The organism is Limnothrix sp. FACHB-1083, assembly GCF_014696485.1.
Classification (GTDB): Bacteria; Cyanobacteriota; Cyanobacteriia; order CACIAM-69d; family CACIAM-69d; genus CACIAM-69d.
On record NZ_JACJQD010000004.1, the window covers coordinates 257,070 to 278,123 of the forward strand.

Here is a 21,054-nt window from a genome sequence, read left to right on the forward strand (position 1 = left end):
ATTGATTGACAAACCCATTGATTGGCCAATAAGTCAAGGAATGGGTGAGTGAATAATCGATGAAGTGATGAATTAAGGACTGTGAATGAGTCGTGAATTGGTCGTGAATTAATGGTTGGCGGATTGATTTTGGGCCCGCCGAAGGGCCCAGCGGCGCATTGCCCAAATGCCCAGCCCAAACAGTAACCAATAGGGGGTGTAGGCCAACAGCCATAGGGTGATTTGCAAGAGGCCGATCGTGACTTGGCCCACCGATTGCGTCGCCTTACCCCAGGTTTCCGCCAACTGGGCCGTAATGGGGTTGGCATCGGCCAAACCAGCCACGCTCTGTTCGATCGTTAAGTTCACGGTGGAATAGGCCACGCGGGTGCGCAGATTTTTCAGTTGGGCTTCAATTTGCTCAATCTGTTGGCGAGTTTGGCTGACCTGCTGATTCACCGCCAAGATGTCGCGCACGGAGCCAGATTTTTGCAGCAAGGCGAGCAAGCTGTCTTCGGTGCGGCGCAAGTTGCGTAACCGAGCATCGGCATCCACCAGTTGATCGGTCACGTCTTCCGCTTGCATGGCTCGGTTTTGCAGGTAACCCAATTGGGTGACGGCGGCCACGGCGCGATCGAGTTGGTTGGCGGGAACCCGAAACTGTAATTCTGCAATCCGGCTGGTGTCGGTGCGGCGATCGTTGAGACTAATCACATCGCCCTGCTTTTCCTTGACAATCGCTTGGGTGGCTTCCAGGGCTTTGGTGACCGAATCTGCCTTCAGGGCCAGGGTGACGGTTTTGATCAGTTGCGGTTGGGCGATCGGGCTAGGGGGCGACTGCGCACTGGTCGCCAAATCGCTATCGTTGGGGGCTAATGCCTGGCGCTCTTGGCCGCCCGCTGCGGGAGCCATGGCCTCGGGCATGGGTGCTGCGGCTTTGTTGGCCATGCTGCCCCCGCCACAGCCGGTTAACGCAACACCCAACAGGAGGGCCCACAGGGGCGATCGACTGTTACGGGTCACTTGGGGAGAATTCACCAGCACCAACGATCGAGCCATGGAAGTTGCCTGCTCTGTGTGTTTCAGACTTGGGAGTTCAAACTTGTTGTGCTTCCGACGGTTTCAGCGATTAATCAACCAATTAATCAACCAATTACAGATTAACCAGTGACCAATCAACCGGTGACCAATCAACCCATCAATCAACAAATTTGGGAAGTCGATTTTTATCGTCGGCCCATGACCGACACCGCAGGGCAACCCCTTTGGGAATTAGTCCTGTGCGATCGGGCCCAAACGTTTGTGTTTCGAGATGTTTGCCCCCAAAGCTCGATCGACACCAATTGGTTAACGGAGCGGCTGGTGGCGGCTATGGGTGACAATGCTACCCCGCCCGATCGGCTCTGTGTGTTTCGGCCCCAATCCCTGAGTTTGGTGGAAGCGGCGGCCTCGCGGTTGGGTTGGCCCGTGACCGCCACACGTCGCACCCAAGCGCTGAAGGATTGGTTGCAAAAACGGGCGATCGAGTCCCCCCTGCTCGACCCGGCCACCGGTCAGCCTTACGATCCCTTGGCGATCGATTCGCCGCCACCTTTGCCCCTGGCGGACTCGCTATGGGGGGATTCTTGGGGGTTTGCCAGTTTGTCGGCGGAGGTGTTGGCTCGGCAGTTAGCCCAGCGGCCCATCCCCTACGGCGATCGCCCTTCGGAATTATTTCCCGATCGCCTGGGATTGTCTGCCAAGGCTCCCATTCCCGGGGTTGTGGTGAACGGTGGGCGGCGATCGCGTGCGTTGGCCCAATGGCTCAATGGTGTGCAGCCCGTTGCCCTCAGCTTCGTGCCCGGCGAGCCGGATGGGGTAATCTTGGAAGCCGGCCTGTGCGATCGATGGATTTTAGCCACCAGCCAAGATTCGGAATTGCGCCAAGCTGGCCTCGCTTTTGAGTCTCGAAAGTCCACCGTGCGCCACCTGCATTTCTTGCTCATTCAACCGGATAATTCCGGCATGACCTATACGGGGCTTTGGTTTTTGCAACCTGCCTGAGCTGATCACTGCTCGGTGATGGCGAGGGATTGACCTGCCGGATCGTTCGGTTTTGTTCAATTTCAATCTTGTTCAATCGTGTTTGATCAAATGCGCCTAATTAAACACGTCTAATCAAACGCACTTAATTAAAAAACTTGTTCAAACACGCTCGATCGCCGTCGATCACGCGCGATCGGCTTGGTATCACGAGCTGTGTTCGATCGACTCTCTCCGTTGTGCGGCATTGCTTTGTAACAATTTCTTTAGATTCATTTACATTGCTTATTGTTGATTTTACGAAACTCAATCGTTGTTTATTTTACTTCAAATTCAATCAAGCTTTTTCATAAAAATATATTCAACTTCGTGGACGTTACGGAAGGTAAGTCTCTAGGATCTAAAAAGCAATTTGGATTGACATAATTCATCAATTTCCAATTGCCTCATTTCCATTCTTCAACACGGATTCATTTACAAATGACTGCAACGATCACCCGTCAAGGTGGTAGCAGTTGGGATCGCTTCTGCGATTGGATCACCAGCACCAACAACCGGATCTATGTCGGTTGGTTTGGTGTGTTGATGATCCCCAACCTGCTGACCGCAACCATCTGCTACATCATCGCCTTCATCGGCGCTCCCCCGGTTGACATCGACGGCATCCGCGAACCCGTGGCTGGTTCGCTGCTGTACGGGAACAACATCATCTCTGGTGCTGTGATCCCCTCGTCGAACGCCATCGGTCTGCACTTCTACCCCATCTGGGAAGCTGCTTCCTTGGATGAGTGGCTGTACAACGGCGGCCCCTATCAGTTGGTGGTTTTCCACTTCCTGATTGGCATCTTCTGCTACATGGGTCGTCAGTGGGAACTGAGCTACCGCCTCGGTATGCGTCCTTGGATCTGCGTGGCTTACAGCGCTCCTGTGGCTGCTGCAACCTCCGTGTTCCTGATCTACCCGATCGGTCAAGGTTCGTTCTCTGACGGTATGCCTTTGGGCATCTCGGGCACCTTCAACTTCATGTTGGTGTTCCAAGCTGAGCACAACATTCTGATGCACCCCTTCCACATGTTGGGCGTTGCTGGTGTGTTTGGTGGCTCGCTGTTCTCGGCAATGCACGGCTCCTTGGTGACCAGCTCGCTGGTGCGTGAAACCTCGGAAGTGGAAAGCCAAAACTACGGCTACAAGTTCGGTCAAGAGGAAGAAACCTACAACATCGTTGCAGCCCACGGCTACTTCGGTCGTTTGATCTTCCAATACGCTTCGTTCAACAACAGCCGCTCGCTGCACTTCTTCTTGGGTGCTTGGCCGGTTGTGGGTATCTGGTTCACTGCACTCGGTATCTCGACGATGGCGTTCAACCTGAACGGCTTCAACTTCAACCAATCGGTTGTTGATTCGCAAGGTCACGTGATCAACACCTGGGCTGACGTGATCAACCGCGCCAACCTGGGTATGGAAGTGATGCACGAGCGTAATGCTCACAACTTCCCGCTGGATCTGGCTGCTGGCGCTGAAGCTCCGGTTGCCCTGCAAGCTCCGGCAATCAACGGCTAAACCTGCCTTGGCTCGATCGCTCGATCGAGCCAACAACACAACTGAATCTTGCTGGAAAGGGGAGTGGTTTTGCTGCTCCCCTTTTGATTGGTTTGGGGGGTGTTTTGGGAATGTTGGGTTTGGTTGGATGATTGCGGATTGCAGCCCTGAGTCTGTGTGGATGCATCGGCGAATCCGAGCGTCTTAATCGAGGACTGAAAACCGTTGGCAAATGGTTCAACTGGGCGATCGCCCCTTAGAAGCCCCTTGGAAAAAGTTGGGATGGCCCCGACAATTGATCTAAAAAGTGCCTCAAATCGAAGATAGGAGCCTGAATTGCGCACATTAACCGCAAATATGGATCCTGAGTGCGCCAACAGCTTCTGAACCAGTCTGATAAGATCGTGGCAGTTGGAGCCATCGTCATTCAATCTCGCTCCCCGTTCGATCAGATAGCACTAGTGCCTAGTTAGCGAACCGATCGGGTGAGTGCTGAAGGGGAAGCAGCATTTCATAAACGCTTGAACGTCTGAACGTCTAAACGTCAAAATTCTAAACGTCGAGATTCAGCCTGCGGCTATCAACACTACCAACGCTATCAATAGTTATCGAAAGCATTAGAGTTTTTAGCCATCAGGAAGAGGGGATATCGATCAACACTGAACTGTTCATCTCCCATGAAACTTTCTGATGTTATTAGACGATGTGTTAGAGACTTCTGGAAAAAGACAGCCGTAGTTGCGGTTGCCTACTGTGGAACCGGCTTATTGTCGGGCTATTTTGCCATTCCACCGGGCTATGCTTCGCCGGTTTGGCCAGCAGCGGGGATCGCCTTGCTGGCTGCCTTGTATTGGAAAAAATATTCCTATTTAGGCATTTGGCTAGGGTCTTTTGTCCTGAATGTGTTGATCGGCACAAGGGCGATCGGCACGATTAATCTCAGCATTGTTTTGGTGGGAGCTGGCATTGCTCTGGGCGCAATTTTGCAAGCCTATGTTGGCAATGTTTTATTACAAAAACTGTTTAAGCATCCCATTTGGCGAGAAGAATTTTTAGGAATTCTGGCGCTACTGGTGTTGGCGGGGCCCATCAGTTGCATGGTGGGAGCAACGGTGGGCAATGGTGTGTTGCTCGCCAGCCATTCCATTGCTTGGTCTCAGATTTTGGAGTCTTGGTGGAATTGGTGGATTGGTGATTCGTTGGGAGTTTTGGCGGTTTTGCCCGTTGGCATCGTGTATATGCTCAAGCGCCAACGCATTGTCTTGAAGCTACACCGCGAGTCTAACCGCGATCGACAATTTGCGTCCTATATTCTGCCAGCTTTGTTGGTTTTAATCTCCACCATTTTGGCTTTTCAAATCACAAAAAATGCGGAACGACAGCGCCTCTATGCTGTGTTTGAAAATGACACGGAAATTATTACTCAACGGCTACACGAGAATTTGGACAAGGCCACGCAGATTCTCTTTAGTTTGCAAGGGCTGTTTGATACGGCTGACCGCGATCGGGGTTTGATTCCGGTGAGTCGGCAACAGTTCAAAATCTTTACGGATCCCTATTTTGAGCGAGTTCGAGGCATCCAAGCCGTTGGTTGGAATCCGGTGGTGAAACGGGGCGATCGGGCGAAATATGAAGCCTACATTCGCGAAGAAGGCTTTGTGAACTTTCAATTTCAACAACGAGATGAAAATAATCGGCTGATTCCCGATCGCGATCGAGAAACCTATTACCCCGTGTTGTACATCGAACCGCTGAATGGAAATCAGCGTGCTTTTGGGTTCAACTTAGGGTCAGAAAGTCGCCGTCTTCGGACTCTAGAGCTGGCTCGGGACTCTGGCGGCTTAACGGCCACACCGCCAATTAAACTCGCCCAAGAAACGGGTCAGCAGCAGGGCGTAATTCTCTATTTACCGGTTTATGAATTGCCGCTGCCAACCACCACAGCCGATCGGCAAAAATCTCTGTCTGGCTATTTATCTGTTGTTTTCCGAGTGGGGGATTTGCTGGAAACTTCTTTTCGGAATTTAGTTTCCAAGGGAATTGAATTTACCCTGTATGATCAGCCGCTTTCGGAAATGCTGTACCAGTCCAACCTTCAGGAGACTCAACAGAATAAAAATGCCTATATGGCCCGAGAGCAAATGATTCGCTTTGGGGGACGAGCTTGGGAAATTCGGTTTTGGGCGACGGAAGCTTATATTCGTGAATTAAGTACCAATGAACCCATGGTGGTGTTGCTTTCTGGGTTTTTCATTACGGGGTTAACGGGGGCTTTTTCGATCGCCCAAATTCGCAACTCCATTTTGGTGAACCTGTTGGTAGAAAAGCGAACCTATGAATTGGAAAGAAGCCAAGAAGCGGCTCTGCAAGCGGCCAGCAATGCTGAAAAGGCGAATCGAGCAAAAAGTAATTTTCTGGCGATCATGAGCCATGAATTGCGCACGCCCCTCAACTCTGTTCTGGGTTTTACGGAATGCTTGAAAGAGGATATGTTTGGCCCTGTGACGGAGGAGCAACGCAATGCTCTGGAGACCGTTGAGCGGAATGGTCGCCATTTGCTGGCTCTGATCACAGATATTTTGGATCTATCGAAAATCGAAGAAGGCAAGTTTGAAATTGAGCTGGCTCCAGTGGATATTGAGCTGCTTTGTCGGTTTTGCCTAACGTTAGTCAAACAACAGGCGATCGCGAAAAGCATTACGGTCAATCTTGATCTGCCGTTGGTGATACCAACCCATGGAAATTTGCAATTGATGGCAGATGAACGACGGCTGCAACAATCGATCGTGAACTTGCTGAGTAATGCGGTGAAATTCACCTCTGAAGGTGGCTCAATTACGCTGCAAGTGTTGCTACCAGACCCTGATCATCCATTCATCCGCTTTGCTGTCATTGACACTGGAATTGGAATTGCAGAAGCAGATTTTCACCGGTTGTTTCACCCCTTCACGCAACTGGATGAGGCGCTGAATCGTCAATACGAAGGAACAGGCTTGGGCTTGTCCTTAGTGAAGCGCTTGGTTGAATTGCATGGTGGACGAGTTGGCGTTACCAGTCGGGTGGGCTTCGGCAGTTGTTTCACGATCGACCTTCCCAGCGCATTGTTGATTTCCGTGTCGGATGATGTTGAGAGTCCTGTTGAGTTGGATGATGAAACTGAGCCAAATTCAGGATCAACACCGGAATCAAGATCGGATTGCGATCGAGCAAATCATCTTGATCCACTCAGGGGAGAAGATTTGGTGAATTTGTGGGCCCCAACGCTGAAAATTTCTCCCCACTTGCCAATTGTTCCGCCGCTTATTTTGCTGGCCGATGATAATTTTGAAAATGCCCAAACCATTGCTCGATATTTAACTAATCGAGGTTATCGATTCTTGCGGGCTGGCAATGGCCGGGAAGCCGTTGAAATGGCAATCGACTATCAGCCTGATTTGATTTTGATGGATATCCAAATGCCAGAAATGAATGGGTTGGAGGCTATGGAACTCATTCGCGAAAATTCCCAAACGGCTCATATTCCAATGATTGCTTTGACGGCTTTTGCCATGGCTGGCGATCGGGCCCGTTGTTTGGCTGCTGGGGCTAATGAATATCTTTCCAAACCTGTGGAATTGGCCCATTTAAACAAGGTGATTCGTGGCTTTTTTGAATAGTGTTTTTGAATAGATGAGTGTTTTAAAGTGTTTTTAAATAAATCTTTAAAGTGTTTTTAAATAAATAAGGTGTATGCAAAATACCGACACGAAATGCACACACGAAATGCGCATACCAAACGCTCAAACCCTAACGTCCCAACCCTAACGCCCCAACTGATTAACAGCGGCCTTAGCTTCTCGGCGTAACCCTTCGGCATTGCGGAAAAACTCCTGGCCGTCGTGGAGCCGGGTTTCGTCATAATTCAGCGGGAAGTAGGCTAACTCTTCTAATCCATCGCCCAGGTGGTTCAAGCTGTAGTACAAATTGGCGGCAATGCCAGCGGTGCTGCGGGGATTGGGCATGGATTGCAAAGTGGCCTTGGCCCGATCGAGTGCCGTGGTCATCCGTTCCAAATAGGCTTCAAAGTTTGCCATCAATTCGTCGTCGTAGGGATCGGCGGCGAGGGCGTTCACGGCTCCCTTGAGCGATCGGGCAATTTCGCGAATGGCGCGATCAACCGGTGTATGAACCCGCCGTAACCATTGTTCCAAGTCTTCATCAGCAGCTCGACCCGTTTGGCGCGATCGCCGCTGTTGACGATGCTGTTCCGTGGCGGTGGTGCTGCGTTGTTCCCGTTGCCGATCGGCCGCATAGGGCTGGTGGTTCCAATTGTCGGGGCGATCGAATTGCCCATAGCGCAATGCCACGTCATAGTCAGCACGCCGTTGGTCATCGCTGAGCACTTCGTAGGCGACGTTAATGGCGGCAATGAGGTCATTGTTGGGCAAATCAGGATTGCAGTCCGGGTGAAATTGCTTCACCAAACGCCGATAGGCCTGCTTAATTTGAGCGGCGGTGGCAGTGCGATCGACCTGAAGGGTTTCGTAGTGGTTGGAAGCGGCCATGGGTGGAAAACAAAAGGCAAGCGGGCAATGATCCACCCATCATCGACATCTGACAAGCATTGGCCGATACGGTTGAAGGGGAATCTGCGTATTAAGATAGTTTGCGAACCACCCTTGTAAGCAAAGTGTAGGCAACGCTTGTGACTGCCCGATCGCATGAAGCGACTCTCTTCGTCGATGGCTACAACGCCATTGGTCAGTGGTCGCAAATGCGAAAATGCTCCATGCATCGACACCTCGAACGGGACGACTTGGAGGCAGCCCGTTGGGAGTTGATTCAGCAACTTTGCAACTATAGTGCCTATCGGGCGTTTGCAACTTATCTGGTCTTTGATGCCCAATACCGAGCAGAGCGAGCTTCTGCGGAGACCATCACAGATCACCTAACGGTGCATTACACGGAATTTGGGCAAACGGCTGACACCTACATTGAACGGGCCTGTGCGCTCTACAGCCGCGAAGTGAATCGAGCCAGTCGGCGCGTGATTGTGGCCACGTCCGATCGCGCCCAACAGATGACCACGATCGGCTACGGTGCTGAGTGGATGTCTGTTCAGCAATTGCTCCACGACATTGAATTAGCGGAACAACAGGTGCGTCGTCGGCAGCGATCGACCCAAACCAGCAGCGGCCGCTTCCTGAGCAGTCGCCTGGATGATGCGGTGCGTCAGCAGCTTGAACGATTGCGCTATGGCGATTCCGCTTCCTCTTGATTTTTGTTTGATGGCCCTAGGGCTGGTCGTTAGATCGCCTGAAACCCTGATTCCACCGTTGGTAGATCGTGGGGGACAAGGGGCTTAAGCCCCTTGTTACGACGACTGGGGCATGAAAAATCAATCATTTTTGCTTGACTCCAGGAAATGGCGACGGGCCCTAAGCCATTGCCCGGCCTGTCCAGATCAACATCAATCTTCAAAAGTCTGCTCATCCCATAACTGTCGCAGCCGATCGAGCAAACGCAGGGGCAAGGTTTCCCAGTCTGCCGCCGTTTCCGACTCCCCAGTCGTAGGCTGCGATCCATAGGAACTCCGGCGATCGCGCACTTGGGGCGTTAAGGATGATGACTTTTGCCCATAGGTCATTGGGGGGCGCGATGTGCCTCCTGGTAGCTCTCTGGCGGCATCGGCATCGGCTCCCGGCCCCTCCGTGCGATCGGGCTTCAGGTTAGGGGGTAAGTTCGTTGAAAACCATTCAGTTAATCGATCGGGCAGTCGATCGTTGAAATTCCCGGGAATTTGCGACTCTGAAGGTGATGGGTTCCGTGTGGATTGGTAAAGCCGCTCCAGGTACATCACAACAGCAGCCCGTTGCTTTGGAGCGATCGCCTGGCGAGTTTGACGGGCGATCGGATCCGTAGCTTCCGCAATCCAAACCAAGCCCGATCGAACCCGCGCCAAATAGGTTTCCAAGGCCTCCCAATCCTGAAGCGATGTCACTGGTAATCGTTCTGGCGCGTGGGGTGGCAAGGGCAAATCGCCCACGGCCAACCAGCCCCAGAGCCAAGCCTCCGTCAGTTGCGCATTAATTCCCACGGGCACAAAGGCCACCACATGATCGGGCCAATCCAGCGGCATGGCCAACGGCTCAAGGATGCTGGAGTCTTGCACCTTCGGGATTTGTGTCGCCCCTGGCGCTTCGGTTTGGGACTCCATCACAAAGGGCAACAGGGCGATCGACCCCACTTGCGGCACGGCCAAACAAGCCACCTCGCCGGGCAGCCTGGAAACCGGCCGTAACTCACCCGACGGTTCAAGGGCCAACCACTGCCAAAGATGCCCCAACGCATCCATCGCCAAACTTTCCAAAAATACCGCTCGTCCTTGATGGGGGTTGGCCGCCTGACCCGCTTGGGCCAAGGCCCTTTGCCGATCGGTCTGATCCAAAGACAGGATAAGTGGATCCCAGTCCATTACGGCGCTCCTGTTTTGGGGGTGATCAAGCCTAGTAATTCCATAAATTGGGTTGGCTGGGTGCAAATCTCCTGGGCGATCGCCTGCAACATGGGATAGCACCGTCGCTTCCAGTGACTATGAATCGTTTGTTCATTCATTTGCAACTGCTGAGCTAAAGAACGCCAAGTCACCTTTTTCTCGGGCGGTTGTCGCTCCACCCGATCGCCCCGAGTCTGCAACAAAATCGACTGAGCCAAGAACTGACAATTAAGCTGTGGATCCTTCATGCCACAACAACCACTGAGGCGGCCTTCTGGATCTCGCTCAATATAAAGCTCCACCAGCAACCCTTGGCGCTGCACAGTTTGACGTTGCTGCTGTTCAATCAGGGTTTCAATGCCATCTAAGCGCAACCCGGCTGGCACGCAGTCTCCCAATGTGGAACTAGCGCGATCGCCCCGATCGGTTCCCACCGGAGCATCCAAGCTGAGGGCATTGAGCGGCATTTTGGCGCGGCGATAGAGATCAATAATTCGATACTTCAACTGACCATTCACCCAGGTCACAAATCGTCGGCGCACCAACTCCGGGCTGCTGTGGTCTAAGTCGCACCGAAAGGCAGCGATGTTTTTTTGGACATATTCCAACGCCAGGTTCAGCGCTTCCAAATAGTCCGGGTGTGAATCTTTCCGCAGACCCGGCAGCTTGGGAATTAGGGCCAATAACTGCTCAAGGGCCCGTTTGCGGTTCCGGGACTTGGGGGGCTGAAGTTGGCGCAGCAGCCGGATCAGCGCCAGGTCAGGATCCGCCGGCTCCGCTGGGTCGGGGGAATTTGGGGAGTCTGGGGAATCTATTGAGTTTGAGTTGATCGATCGAGCCACGTTTGCCGCTCCTAGGAACGAGAGGGAATCGGTGGAATAAGAGGGCTAATTAACAATTGACGATGGAATCAAGATTGCAGCCGCTTTGGTAATCCCCCCTAACGGGTCTGCATAAGTTTCTGGGACTTAGCCGATTAATAGAAGCCACAGTTGCATGTTTCCTGGCTGATTACTGCCGGTGAATGACTCCCGGTGAATGACCCTCGGTGAATAACTCCCGGTGCATTCTGCCTGGGCTGATTACTGCCGGTGAGCAACTTCCGGTTCATTTTCTTCAGCTTATTTTTCCTGGCCCATTGGCTCATTATTACGGGAGACTAACCCATGACAATGCAGGGGATTGCTAGTGATTATTCTGTTGCCCAGTCGCAGTTCACCTCAGATCCAGCCACCGCTCCATCTGATCAAACCATGAGCACCCAGCCTCTGGCTAACAATTCCCACGGGGCCAGCTCGATTCACGGACGCTTGCGACAAATTGACTGGCGACCGATTTTGTTCAAACTCACGGATGCAACCCATGGGTTGGGTTGGTCGATGGAGCGTGCAATCCCAGCGTTGCAAGGCTATTTGCAATTTTTACGAGCCATCGATCGCTATCCTCACATGGCCCTTGTACCCAGCGAGGACGTGGATGAAGTGTGGCACTGCCATTTGCTGGACACGCAAAAATATGCGGCCGATTGCCAGTGGCTCTTTGGTCGTTTTATTCACCACAATCCCTATTTGGGCACGCCAACCACGGGGGGCAAGGAGGCTTTGGCTCAGGCTTGGCAAGAAACTCGCCGGTTGCTCCAAACCTCAGCGGATGAACTGGCGGGCGGGTCTTGGGGCTGGTTGAGCGACGGCCCTTCCACTTGTGTGTTGTCCTTTCAAGATTTGGGCGATCGCCCTGGTTTGCCTCTCCGAATTCGGGCGGATCTGTCGGTGGAATTGCTGCCCTGTGCTTAGGGGATGTCTGGCAAGGATTGGGGGGCACTGGCCAATTGGGACACTAGCAAAGCACCAATCGTCGTGGGGGCAAGATTGCGAGGGCAAGATTATGGGGGCAAGGGGCTTAAGCCCCTTGTCTTTGGCGGTTGGTGAGACCCGCAAGGTAGCAATTTGGGCTGTTCAGACACCCTCTGAGGAGTTGAGTCTAATGCTCTGCTGCCCGGTACGGTGCTACTGGGGAGTGCGCTGCAAGTCCGATCGCTCTTCGGGGACGATCGCCCCTTCCACCGGACAAACTTGGAGGCAAATGCCGCAATCAATACAGGTAGCAAAATCAATCCAGAACCAATCGGTTCCCTTGTTGTTTTTGCCAGGGCCGGGGTGAATGCAAGCGACGGGACAAGCTTCCACGCAGTCGCCCACGCCTTCACAGGTGTGGGTCACAATTGAATGAGCCATAGGACAATTAGGGGCGGTTCTTCAGGTGTGTTCTTCTCAGGCCATGAGGCGCTCTTCAGTGTATCGCGACGTTAAGTAATGTAACGCGCGGCAGAATCGTGCAAAAGCATGGCGAGAACTCTCGGGAATCTGCTGACTGGTGGGCCGGGAGGGGATGTCCATGAAACAATGTCCAGAAAGCAACTGTTGTGGAAGGATGATTGGCGTTGGTTTCTGAGAACCTACAACTCGTAAAGCGCGATCGGGAGCCTGTCAGTAGTTGGGCGCTTTACCATCTCCTGAAGTGGTCGGTGATTAGCCCGGTGTTGCATTCCTATTTTCGGGTGCGCATCTACGGAGCCGAGCGGGTGCCGAAGACTGGGCCGCTGATTGTGGCCAGCAACCACGCAAGCGATTTTGACCCCCCGATCGTGGCTAATTGCACGGGCCGGCCGGTGGCTTTTATGGCCAAGGAAGAGCTGTTTAATGTGCCACTGTTGGCTCCCGCGATTCGGCTCTATGGGGCCTATCCGGTCAAGCGTGGTACGGGCGATCGGGGAGCCATCCGAGCCGCCATGGATTATTTAGATGCGGGCTGGGCTGCGGGTGTATTCATTGACGGCACGCGCCGGCCCGATGGCCGCATTCACAACCCCAAGCTGGGGGCAGCGCTGATTGCGGCTAAAACTCAAACGCCTTTGTTGCCCATGAGCTTGTGGGGGACGGAGCAGATTTTTGCGAAGGGGAACGTTCCCTGCCCGGTGTCGGTGACGGTGCGCATTGGTGAGCTGATTGACCCACCCCGATCGAGCAATCGTGCTGAACTGGAAGCCGTCACCCAGCGCTGTACGGATGCGATCCATGCTCTCCATGCTCTGGGTCGTTAGGGGCCAAACGGTTATGCCGTAGGAAGCATAAAGGGATAGGGGCATACAACCGTATGCCCCTACTGGAAACTGTGTTGGGGGGTGAAGCCGCAAGGGCACCCCCCATTTGTTGTCAAAAATCGTTGCCAAGCAACGATCGCCTAGTGCGGGTCTAGGACACGCTCGACAACTGCGCCAAGTTGGCTTTCAGGGCCTCCACCTTGTCCAGGGCTTCCCAGGGCAAATCCAAGTCTGAGCGGCCCAAGTGCCCGTAGGCCGCCACCTCTTGATAGAACCGGCCACCCCGATCGCCCGGTAACCGTTGCAGATCGTAGGTTTGGATGATGCCAGCGGGCCGCAGCTCAAAGCAATTGCGAATGGCTGTGAGCAGTTGGTCTTCGTCTACCTTGGCAGTGCCAAAGGTTTCGATCGAGATACTGACCGGGCGGGCCACCCCGATCGCGTAGCTGACTTGCACTTCGCATTTTTCTGCCAAGCCAGCGGCCACCACGTTTTTGGCCACATGGCGACAGGCATAGGCCGCGCTGCGATCGACCTTGGTGGGATCCTTACCCGAGAAAGCGCCGCCCCCGTGGCGAGCATAGCCACCGTAAGTGTCCACAATGATCTTGCGGCCCGTTAAGCCCGAGTCTCCTTGGGGCCCACCGATCACAAACTTACCTGTTGGGTTCACCAGAAAACGGGTTTCGCTCGAAGGCTTCACGCTCAAGTCCGTGAACACCGGCTCCACCACCGCTGACCAAAGATCCTCCCGGATTTTGGCTTGCACGGCCGCTTCTTCGGAAATATCCCCGATCGAAGCGGTGTGTTGCGTCGAAATCAGAATCGTATCGATCGCCACCGGCCGGCCGTCCTCATAGACCACCGATACTTGAGTTTTGCCATCGGGCCGCAGGTAAGCCAATTGACCCGTTTTGCGAACCGCCGCCAACCGTCGCGCCAACCGGTGAGCAATGCTAATCGGCAGGGGCATCAATTCCGGCGTTTCGTTACAGGCATAGCCAAACATCAAGCCCTGATCGCCTGCCCCGATCGCATCCAGGGCCTCATCACTCATCGCCTCCCGAGTTTCCTGGGCCGCATTCACCCCTTGGGCAATGTCCGGCGATTGTTCATCCAACGCCACAATCACAGAGCAGCTCTCGGCCGCGAACCCATTGCTGGAATCGGTGTAGCCAATTTCGGCAATTTTGCGCCGAGCAATCTCAACAAAGTTCACATGGGCCTTGGAGGAAATTTCCCCTGTAATCAACACTAAGCCCGTGTTAACCACCACTTCAGCCGCCACCCGCGCCTTCGGGTCAACGGTGAGCAGCGCATCCAAAATGGCATCGGAAATTTGGTCACAAATTTTGTCGGGGTGACCTTCCGTGACCGACTCAGACGTAAATAGGGAGCGACGAGACAAGGACACTGGCCCTCCAACAGCGAGACAGACTGATTGCTGATAAGCGAAGCGATTATATCACTGGTCTCTATTTGCCTTAGGTGACCATTCGTACTTGCGCTTTTCCATGAAAACTCTGAGAGCTATGATTCACGAATGAGTTCAACCAATTGTTTGGGTTAATTCATGGAACTCATGTGGGCTTAATTGATGAAACCCATTCTTGAACGGGTTAATTAACGGTTGAATCAATGGGGCGATGTATTGCTCGGCTTGGCAGTTAATTGAGAAATGAATCTGAAAAATTAGTTTATTAATAAATTTGAAATCGGTTTGAGAACTGATTTGTTAATTTATGCGATCGAAACCTAGGCGATCGAAACCTGAAGTGCATCCAAACTCTGAATCAGAAAATCAGCCTGCAGTTCCGATCGAGCCTGGTTGCGCATCTCTTGAACATCAATCGCCTTGGGGGGAATGGTGCGCGAAACGATCGTGTTGGGGATTGCGTAGGTGCGGTCGATCCCGATCGCGGCGGCCAGCCCCGCAGCCCTCGCTGCCTGCATGTCAATTGCAGAGTCACCCACGAGCAAGACCCGATCGGGCGCAACTCCCAATTGCTCACACAAGCGCCAAACACTAGCCGGGTCTGGCTTGGCGGGCCCCGTGTTCGCCGCGCCAATCACCTGAATCCATTGGGCCAGGTCATACCGCACCAGAAACGCTTGGGTATGTTCCAGCGTATCCCCCGTCAAAATCCCTAATTCCAAGCCCGATCGCGCCAAGCGCTCCAGGCAAAATTCCGTATCCTCGTAGGGCCAAGTTTGCAACGCCTTGTCCCCACAGATTCGATCGGCTTCGGCAAAGGCCTGTTGCACCAGGGCGATCGCTGTGGACCAGCTACAGCCGGTTTCCGCCACGTAGGCCGCTGCCGCCACACAGTTTTGCTCACGAGTTCCCACCGCCATCAGCCCGGCCGGATTCCAGCGATCGGCACCGGCCCCCATGGCCAACAGCAGGCGATCGTCCACCTCAGGAATGCGGGACTGAATAGCCTTGACCCTCGCTTGGGCCAACAGCCGCAAAAAACTGCTTGTGTCGGCCAGCGTTCCGTCCTTGTCGAACAGAACTGCCTCAATTCCCTCTAGGGGGTGACCATCTACCCAAACTGTTAACACGAGTGGTTTTCCCAAGGGCGATCGCCCATAAAGACTACCCCCCCAAATGTTGATCTGGCCTGAATTTTGGATTCAGCCACCCAATTCCCACACCAAGGGCAAGCAAGATTTCAAACAGAATTCAAAAACCAGACTTCAAAAACCAGAACTCAAGAATGCAGCGAAAATGCAACCCAAAGACGCGATCGAAAAACGCCGTTTAAGTCCCTGATCTCTAATCCAGAAACCCTAATCCAGAAACCCTAATCCAAAAAACCTAACCCAAAAACACAACAGGCAAGGGTTTTTTGTTCCTTGCCTGTCGGGTCTCGTCAATCTTACTCGTCTGCTGCGGTGGCGTAAGCGGCTTCGTCTGCGCTTTCTTCCACCTCTTCCGGCGCTGCTTCTGCAACCGGCTCAGCGGCAGCACTAGCACTGCCCCCTTGCTGTTGCAGTTTCATTTGCTCGCGGTACTTCGCTGCCATTTCTTCCGCCTTGTCATAGACCAATTGGCGGTTCTTGAGCATGTCACCGGGTTCCGGCTCAAGCTGCTTGGTCGAAAGCGAAATCCGGCCGCGCTCGGCATCCAAATCGATAATCATCACCTTCACTTCGTCGTTGACGTTGAAGATGCTGTGGGGCGTATCGATGTGCTCGTGCGAAATTTCGGAAATGTGCAGCAGACCGCTCACGCCGCCGATGTCGATGAACGCACCGTAGGGCTTGATGCCACGGACGGTACCGATCACCACTTCGCCCACTTCCAGGCGGTTCATCTTGCGCTCCACCAATGCACGGCGGTGGCTCAAGACCAGGCGGTTGCGATCTTCGTCCACTTCCAGGAACTTGAGGGGCAGCTCTTCGCCCACCAGTTCTTCCTTGGGCTTGCGGGTGCTGATGTGGGAACCGGGGATGAAGCCGCGCAGGCCTTCGATCCGCACCAGCGCACCACCCCGGTTGGTGGCAAACACAGCCGATCGCACGGTGGCATCTTCCGCTTGCAGTTGGCGCACCCGTTCCCAGGCCCGCATGTACTCAATGCGGCGGATTGAAAGGGTTAATTGCCCATCCTCATTCTCATCAGCCAAGATGAAGAATTCGCGCGTTTCGTTGGGCTGCAATACCTCATCCGGATTTTCGATCCGGTTGATGGACATCTCCTGGATGGGGATATAAGCAGAGGTCTTGGCACCGATGTCAATCAATGCGCCGCGCGGTTCGATGCTGAACACCGTCCCTGCCACGATGTCACCAGGGCTAAAGTGATAGTCGTACTTATCAAGCAGGGCGGCAAAATCGTCGTGGCCGAAGCCAACGTCAATGCTGTTGATGGCTGAGATTTCTTGGGTGGGCATGCTAACGTGATGGTTTGAGTGCAGTCCGCTCACAGGTTCGCCGGTTACTCGAATGCTAGGCCGTCTACTAGCGAACACGACGATGGGCTATGGCAAGCTGCGAATGCTAGTCACTGGTCTAGATTCGCCTACAGAGACGGCGTGGGGCGAACTCCAGCAACCAGGGTTGACCGACTTAATATACTAGCACGATGGGTTGGTTCCGGTGGCTTGGTTGCACGGATTGGCCGGACAAGCTTCCCCAGTGTTGTTGGCCATGGCCGAAATACCGCCGAAATGCCGTTGAATGGGGTTCCCAAAAGACGGCCTCAGTCCCCATAGAGCATGACCCATAGAGCATTCTCGATCGCCTAGCTAGAATCGGGGGCATCAGGTGGCCCCGCGTGGGCCCAGGAGGGGGGAAATCTTGAGTACGAATCTTCCAAGCAGCAATTATCGGCAAGCGATCGGCAGCATGACCCAACAGGTACAAACCCTGGAGGCCAAGCTACCCCTGAAGCATCCGGACTGTCGATCGCGCTTTTGGTTACACGATCGCCCAGTGCAGCGCGTCTGTCTGCTATTTCACGGGTTTACCGCTGCGCCCTATCAATTTGTCCCGATCGGGGAAGCGCTCTATCGGGCCGGTTACAACGTTTTGGCTCCCCTGATGCCGGGCCATGGGCAAGCGGGCAAATGGAACAGCCAAACCCCGCCTCCCCTCCCGATCGACCCCAAGGTTTATCAGGACTTTGGGTTGGAGTGGGTGGCCAAAGCACGCACCTTTGGCCAACAGGTGTCGATCGGGGGGCTTTCCGGCGGCGGCACATTGGCTGCTTGGTTAGCGCAAGAACGCCCCCAGGATATCTACCGCGCCCTTCTGTTTGCGCCCTACCTCAGCAGCAGCAGCAAAGTGGTTGACTTGTTCGTTTCCAAAACCCAAGGCTACTTTTCTTGGGGCAAAGGGGCCGAAAGCAGCAGCTTCGATCGCCCCGGCTATCCGGGTTTTGCAGTGCCCGCCCTGGCCACCATGCTGAAAATGGGGCAACAGGTGCTCGATCGGGCCCGTCGCCAGCCCAGCGCCCCCCTATTTGTGATCTCCAGCCAAAGCGACCAAGCCGTCGGCATTTGGGATCACCGTGCCCTTTGGGAAGACACCCGCAAACGCCAACCCATTACCTGGCAACTGGTGTTTAACCGTGTGCTCGATATTCCGCACACGATGATGACCCAAGAGGAAGGCAACCGCTACGCCTCCCTGTTGATTACCCTCACCCAGGCCTTCATTGAAAGTAGTCTCACCTGGTCAGATGTGGAGGCGATCGCCCGGCGGATGATGAACAGCGAAACCTTCATGGATGCCGCCACCAAACTGCGACTCACCGATCGCGTTTCCGTGCATATGCCTGCTGCCATGACCTTGTTCGACAAGCGGGCCTTTGCGATGGATGACTTACTCGGAGAAAATCGCGACTGATTGTGGCGTGACTGACTTGGCGTGACTGACTTGGAAAAATCGCGATCGATCCTGAGCACTGCGGATTTTTTGCGGTGAACGCTTGGATTAACACCTGAATTGACCCCTGGATTGGCCCTTGGATTCCTGATCCTTGCGGGGCTGGGTTTTGATGCGATCGCATTCAGACTCGGCCGGTTCTTTCGCAACTGATTTTTTCGCAACTGATCCAACAATCCCAAACCTCAGGTATTCTGCAAAAACTAAAAACTCGCTGATGGCAATGCCTAATTTATGACCCCAGCCAGAACCATTTGCCTGGGCTTTTTAATGGTGATTACGGTAGGCGCAATTCTCCTCATGCTGCCTATTTCTCTGACTAATCATCAGTGGAGCGATCCGATTACCGCGCTTTTTATCTCCACTTCGGCTGTTTGTGTGACCGGACTTTCAGTGGTTGATGTGGGGAAATATTACTCATTCTTTGGTGAGTTTGTAGTTGCTCTCCTAGCCCAAATTGGTGGATTGGGCTATATGACCGCCACGACTTTCCTGTTGCTGATTTTGGGTCGTCGTTTTGGCTTAAAGGATAAACTCGCCCTGCAACAATCGCTAGATATGCCCGGCATTTCAGGCGTTTTGCAACTGGTGAAATCCATCATTGGCGCAACCCTCCTGTTTGAGCTAACCGGTGCATTTTTATTGCTGGGGGCTTTTGTTCCTCAATTAGGTTGGAATTTGCAGGCAATTTGGTTCTCGGTATTCCACAGCGTCAGCGCCTTTAATAATGCCGGCTTTGGGCTATATGCCGATAGCTTCGTGAAGTTTGTAGAATCTCCTTTGCTGAACTTCACCATCACAGGCTTGATTATTTTTGGAGGAATTGGTTATCAGGCAATTATGGAGCTGTTCTTTTGGGGGCGATCGCGCTTAGGTCGTAATCACGCCGCTAGCCTGCGTCCCGATCGCTTCATGTTTTCGCTCAACTTCAAAATTGTCACCACCACAACCTTGGCCCTCCTGGTGATTGGAACAGTTGCCATTTTGATTACCGAGTTTAATAATTTGGACACACTCGGTAACCTCAGTTGGAATGGCAAACTTCTGGCTGCCTGGTTCCAGTCGGTTACCACCCGCACGGCTGGTTTCAACACAATTGATAATGGAAAATTGGGATCGGCTGCGCTGTTTGTGACTATTGCCCTGATGTTTGTGGGAGCCAGTCCTGGCAGTACTGGCGGCGGCATCAAAACCACCACCATCCGAATTTTAACCGGCGTGACTCGAGCAGTTCTGCAAGGTCAAAGCTCCGTCATTTTGTTTAATCGCCAAATTCCAATGGCGTTGATTATGAAGGCGATCGCGGTTTTTTTGGGATCCCTCAGCGTGGTTGTGGTTTCTACCATTTTGTTAACACTATTTGACCCAACGATTCCGTTTGTTCAGTTGTTTTTTGAAGTAGTTTCTGCTTTTGCAACCGTTGGCCTATCCACAGGTATTACAGCGCAGCTCTCCGTTGGTGGCAAATTAGTTCTCATTGGCACGATGTACATTGGTCGGGTTGGCATTTTGATGCTCATGAGTACTTTAATTAGTGAAAATGCTCGCAGTGTGATCCGCTATCCCGAAGAGGAATTGCTAGTGGGATAATTTGGCTCTGGCGCAATTTTCTTTTCCGATTAGCCCATTTTTCGATGAGCTGATTTGATGCGATCGGCCTGATTAATTCACTAGATTAAAGAAATTGATTGGCTAGCTCGATCGGCTCGATTAAATCAGTTTGCTTGATTCGCCTCATAGGCTCGATTTAAATCATCTTGATTTTGTTATTGATGGAGATCTCAAATGCAGTTTGGTTCCCTTGGTTTTTGGCGCAATTTTCGCAGCACCAACAAACAATACGTGGTGCTGGGCTTGGGTCGTTTTGGCCGTGCTGTTTGCTCAACGCTGCACCAAATGGGCTATGAAGTGATGGGAATTGACTCGGGTGAGAAACAGGTAACTCAGGCGCTGAATGATAATATTGTGTCCCACGCATTGCAATTAGATACAACCGATCGCCAGGCCCTTGCAGAAGCTGGAGTCTTTGAATTTGAAACAGCAATTGTGGCGATCGGGAATTACATTGAAGCCAGCACCATCACCACTCTAAACCTCAAAGATGGCGGCGTGAATTACGTGGTTGCTAAGGCATCCACTGAAATTCATGGGCAATTGCTGGATAAGGTGGGAGCAAATTTGGTCATTTTTCCCGAGCGCGAGATGGGCTGCCAAGTGGCACGAATGCTCACTCGGCCCAACGTGCTGGAACGACTAGATTTGGATGCCAACAATAGCGTGGTTGAGCTGGTGATTCCTGAGGAATTTGAAGGAAAAACGCTGCAAGAACTGCAACTGCGATCGCGCTATGGTGTAAATGTTTTGGCTGTGGCTCAACAATGCACAAAGGGCGGCGTGGAGAATATCCAAGTTAACCCCAATCCCTACGATCGACTGCACAAGGGAATGGTGCTCATTGTGATTGGGTCCAATGAAGGAATCGAACGGTTGCCGATGTAGATAATCTAGGTCAATTGCTGATTCAACTTGGCAATTCAACTTGACA

General features: G+C 53.0%; 17 protein-coding genes. 9 read left to right on the forward strand and 8 right to left on the reverse strand.

From position 1 onward, the window contains the following. Positions 1 to 108: 108 nt before the first annotated feature. A complete protein-coding gene (locus tag H6F46_RS07345; protein ID WP_190354131.1) occupies positions 109 to 1,038 on the reverse strand; it encodes a DUF4349 domain-containing protein in 930 nt (309 codons plus the stop codon). Between the two features lie 108 nt (positions 1,039 to 1,146). Here H6F46_RS07345 and H6F46_RS07350 point away from each other — a divergent pair, with 108 nt between their 5' ends. The 3 genes from H6F46_RS07350 to H6F46_RS07360 all read left to right on the forward strand — a co-directional run bounded on the left by H6F46_RS07350 (position 1,147) and on the right by H6F46_RS07360 (position 7,196). Next, positions 1,147 to 2,022, forward strand: a complete 876-nt coding sequence (locus H6F46_RS07350; protein WP_206753577.1) for a Tab2/Atab2 family RNA-binding protein — start codon at positions 1,147 to 1,149, stop codon at positions 2,020 to 2,022. Positions 2,023 to 2,481: 459 nt separating this feature from the next. Then, entirely contained in the window at positions 2,482 to 3,561 is a 1,080-nt protein-coding gene (gene psbA / locus H6F46_RS07355; RefSeq protein ID WP_099531814.1) for a photosystem II q(b) protein, read from the forward strand. Positions 3,562 to 4,217: 656 nt separating this feature from the next. After that, positions 4,218 to 7,196 (forward strand): CHASE domain-containing protein, encoded by a 2,979-nt coding sequence (locus H6F46_RS07360; RefSeq protein WP_255508920.1) that lies wholly within the window; start codon positions 4,218 to 4,220, stop codon positions 7,194 to 7,196. A 144-nt stretch (positions 7,197 to 7,340) separates the two neighbouring features. Here the strand turns inward: H6F46_RS07360 and H6F46_RS07365 are convergent, their stop codons facing one another. Beyond that, the gene (locus H6F46_RS07365; RefSeq protein WP_099531817.1) at positions 7,341 to 8,084 is read right to left on the reverse strand and encodes a J domain-containing protein; all 744 of its coding nucleotides are present in this window, start codon (positions 8,082 to 8,084) and stop codon (positions 7,341 to 7,343) included. A 140-nt stretch (positions 8,085 to 8,224) separates the two neighbouring features. Here H6F46_RS07365 and H6F46_RS07370 point away from each other — a divergent pair, with 140 nt between their 5' ends. Continuing rightward, the gene (locus H6F46_RS07370; protein WP_347278291.1) at positions 8,225 to 8,797 is read left to right on the forward strand and encodes an NYN domain-containing protein; all 573 of its coding nucleotides are present in this window, start codon (positions 8,225 to 8,227) and stop codon (positions 8,795 to 8,797) included. A gap of 192 nt (positions 8,798 to 8,989) precedes the next feature. Here the strand turns inward: H6F46_RS07370 and H6F46_RS07375 are convergent, their stop codons facing one another. Both H6F46_RS07375 and H6F46_RS07380 read right to left on the reverse strand, forming a co-directional pair. Continuing rightward, complete coding sequence (locus tag H6F46_RS07375; protein WP_190354134.1) at positions 8,990 to 9,994, reverse strand: DUF1822 family protein; 1,005 nt, start codon at positions 9,992 to 9,994, stop codon at positions 8,990 to 8,992. Continuing rightward, positions 9,994 to 10,857 (reverse strand): hypothetical protein, encoded by an 864-nt coding sequence (locus H6F46_RS07380; protein ID WP_099531819.1) that lies wholly within the window; start codon positions 10,855 to 10,857, stop codon positions 9,994 to 9,996. The genes H6F46_RS07375 and H6F46_RS07380 overlap by 1 nt, the downstream gene beginning before the upstream one ends. A 411-nt stretch (positions 10,858 to 11,268) precedes the next feature. On the opposite strand from H6F46_RS07380, the gene H6F46_RS07385 reads away from it, so the two are divergent. Continuing rightward, positions 11,269 to 11,808: a glycine-rich domain-containing protein-like gene (locus H6F46_RS07385; RefSeq protein WP_158234321.1), complete on the forward strand. Its 540-nt coding sequence runs from the start codon at positions 11,269 to 11,271 to the stop codon at positions 11,806 to 11,808. Positions 11,809 to 12,021: 213 nt separating this feature from the next. Here H6F46_RS07385 and H6F46_RS07390 read toward each other — a convergent pair whose 3' ends face one another. Beyond that, positions 12,022 to 12,249 carry a ferredoxin family protein gene (locus H6F46_RS07390; RefSeq protein WP_099531821.1) on the reverse strand — a complete coding sequence of 76 codons (228 nt, stop codon included), beginning with the start codon at positions 12,247 to 12,249 and terminating at the stop codon, positions 12,022 to 12,024. A 206-nt stretch (positions 12,250 to 12,455) separates the two neighbouring features. On the opposite strand from H6F46_RS07390, the gene H6F46_RS07395 reads away from it, so the two are divergent. Then, complete coding sequence (locus tag H6F46_RS07395; protein ID WP_099531857.1) at positions 12,456 to 13,115, forward strand: 1-acyl-sn-glycerol-3-phosphate acyltransferase; 660 nt, start codon at positions 12,456 to 12,458, stop codon at positions 13,113 to 13,115. 151 nt (positions 13,116 to 13,266) lie between these two features. Here H6F46_RS07395 and metK read toward each other — a convergent pair whose 3' ends face one another. From metK to H6F46_RS07410, 3 genes are all read right to left on the reverse strand, one after another. Next, the gene (gene metK / locus H6F46_RS07400) at positions 13,267 to 14,523 is read right to left on the reverse strand and encodes a methionine adenosyltransferase (protein WP_099531858.1); all 1,257 of its coding nucleotides are present in this window, start codon (positions 14,521 to 14,523) and stop codon (positions 13,267 to 13,269) included. A gap of 347 nt (positions 14,524 to 14,870) precedes the next feature. Then, positions 14,871 to 15,680, reverse strand: a complete 810-nt coding sequence (locus H6F46_RS07405) for an HAD family hydrolase (RefSeq protein ID WP_190354135.1) — start codon at positions 15,678 to 15,680, stop codon at positions 14,871 to 14,873. Between the two features lie 317 nt (positions 15,681 to 15,997). Next, a complete protein-coding gene (locus H6F46_RS07410) occupies positions 15,998 to 17,014 on the reverse strand; it encodes a 30S ribosomal protein S1 (RefSeq protein ID WP_099531823.1) in 1,017 nt (338 codons plus the stop codon). 406 nt (positions 17,015 to 17,420) lie between these two features. On the opposite strand from H6F46_RS07410, the gene H6F46_RS07415 reads away from it, so the two are divergent. From H6F46_RS07415 to H6F46_RS07425, 3 genes are all read left to right on the forward strand, one after another. Beyond that, positions 17,421 to 18,470, forward strand: coding sequence for a carboxylesterase (locus tag H6F46_RS07415; RefSeq protein WP_242027830.1), 1,050 nt, complete (start codon positions 17,421 to 17,423; stop codon positions 18,468 to 18,470). Between the two features lie 273 nt (positions 18,471 to 18,743). Then, positions 18,744 to 20,099, forward strand: coding sequence for a TrkH family potassium uptake protein (locus H6F46_RS07420; RefSeq protein ID WP_190354136.1), 1,356 nt, complete (start codon positions 18,744 to 18,746; stop codon positions 20,097 to 20,099). Between the two features lie 195 nt (positions 20,100 to 20,294). Further along, positions 20,295 to 21,008 carry a TrkA family potassium uptake protein gene (locus H6F46_RS07425; RefSeq protein WP_190354137.1) on the forward strand — a complete coding sequence of 238 codons (714 nt, stop codon included), beginning with the start codon at positions 20,295 to 20,297 and terminating at the stop codon, positions 21,006 to 21,008. Positions 21,009 to 21,054 lie beyond the last annotated feature (46 nt).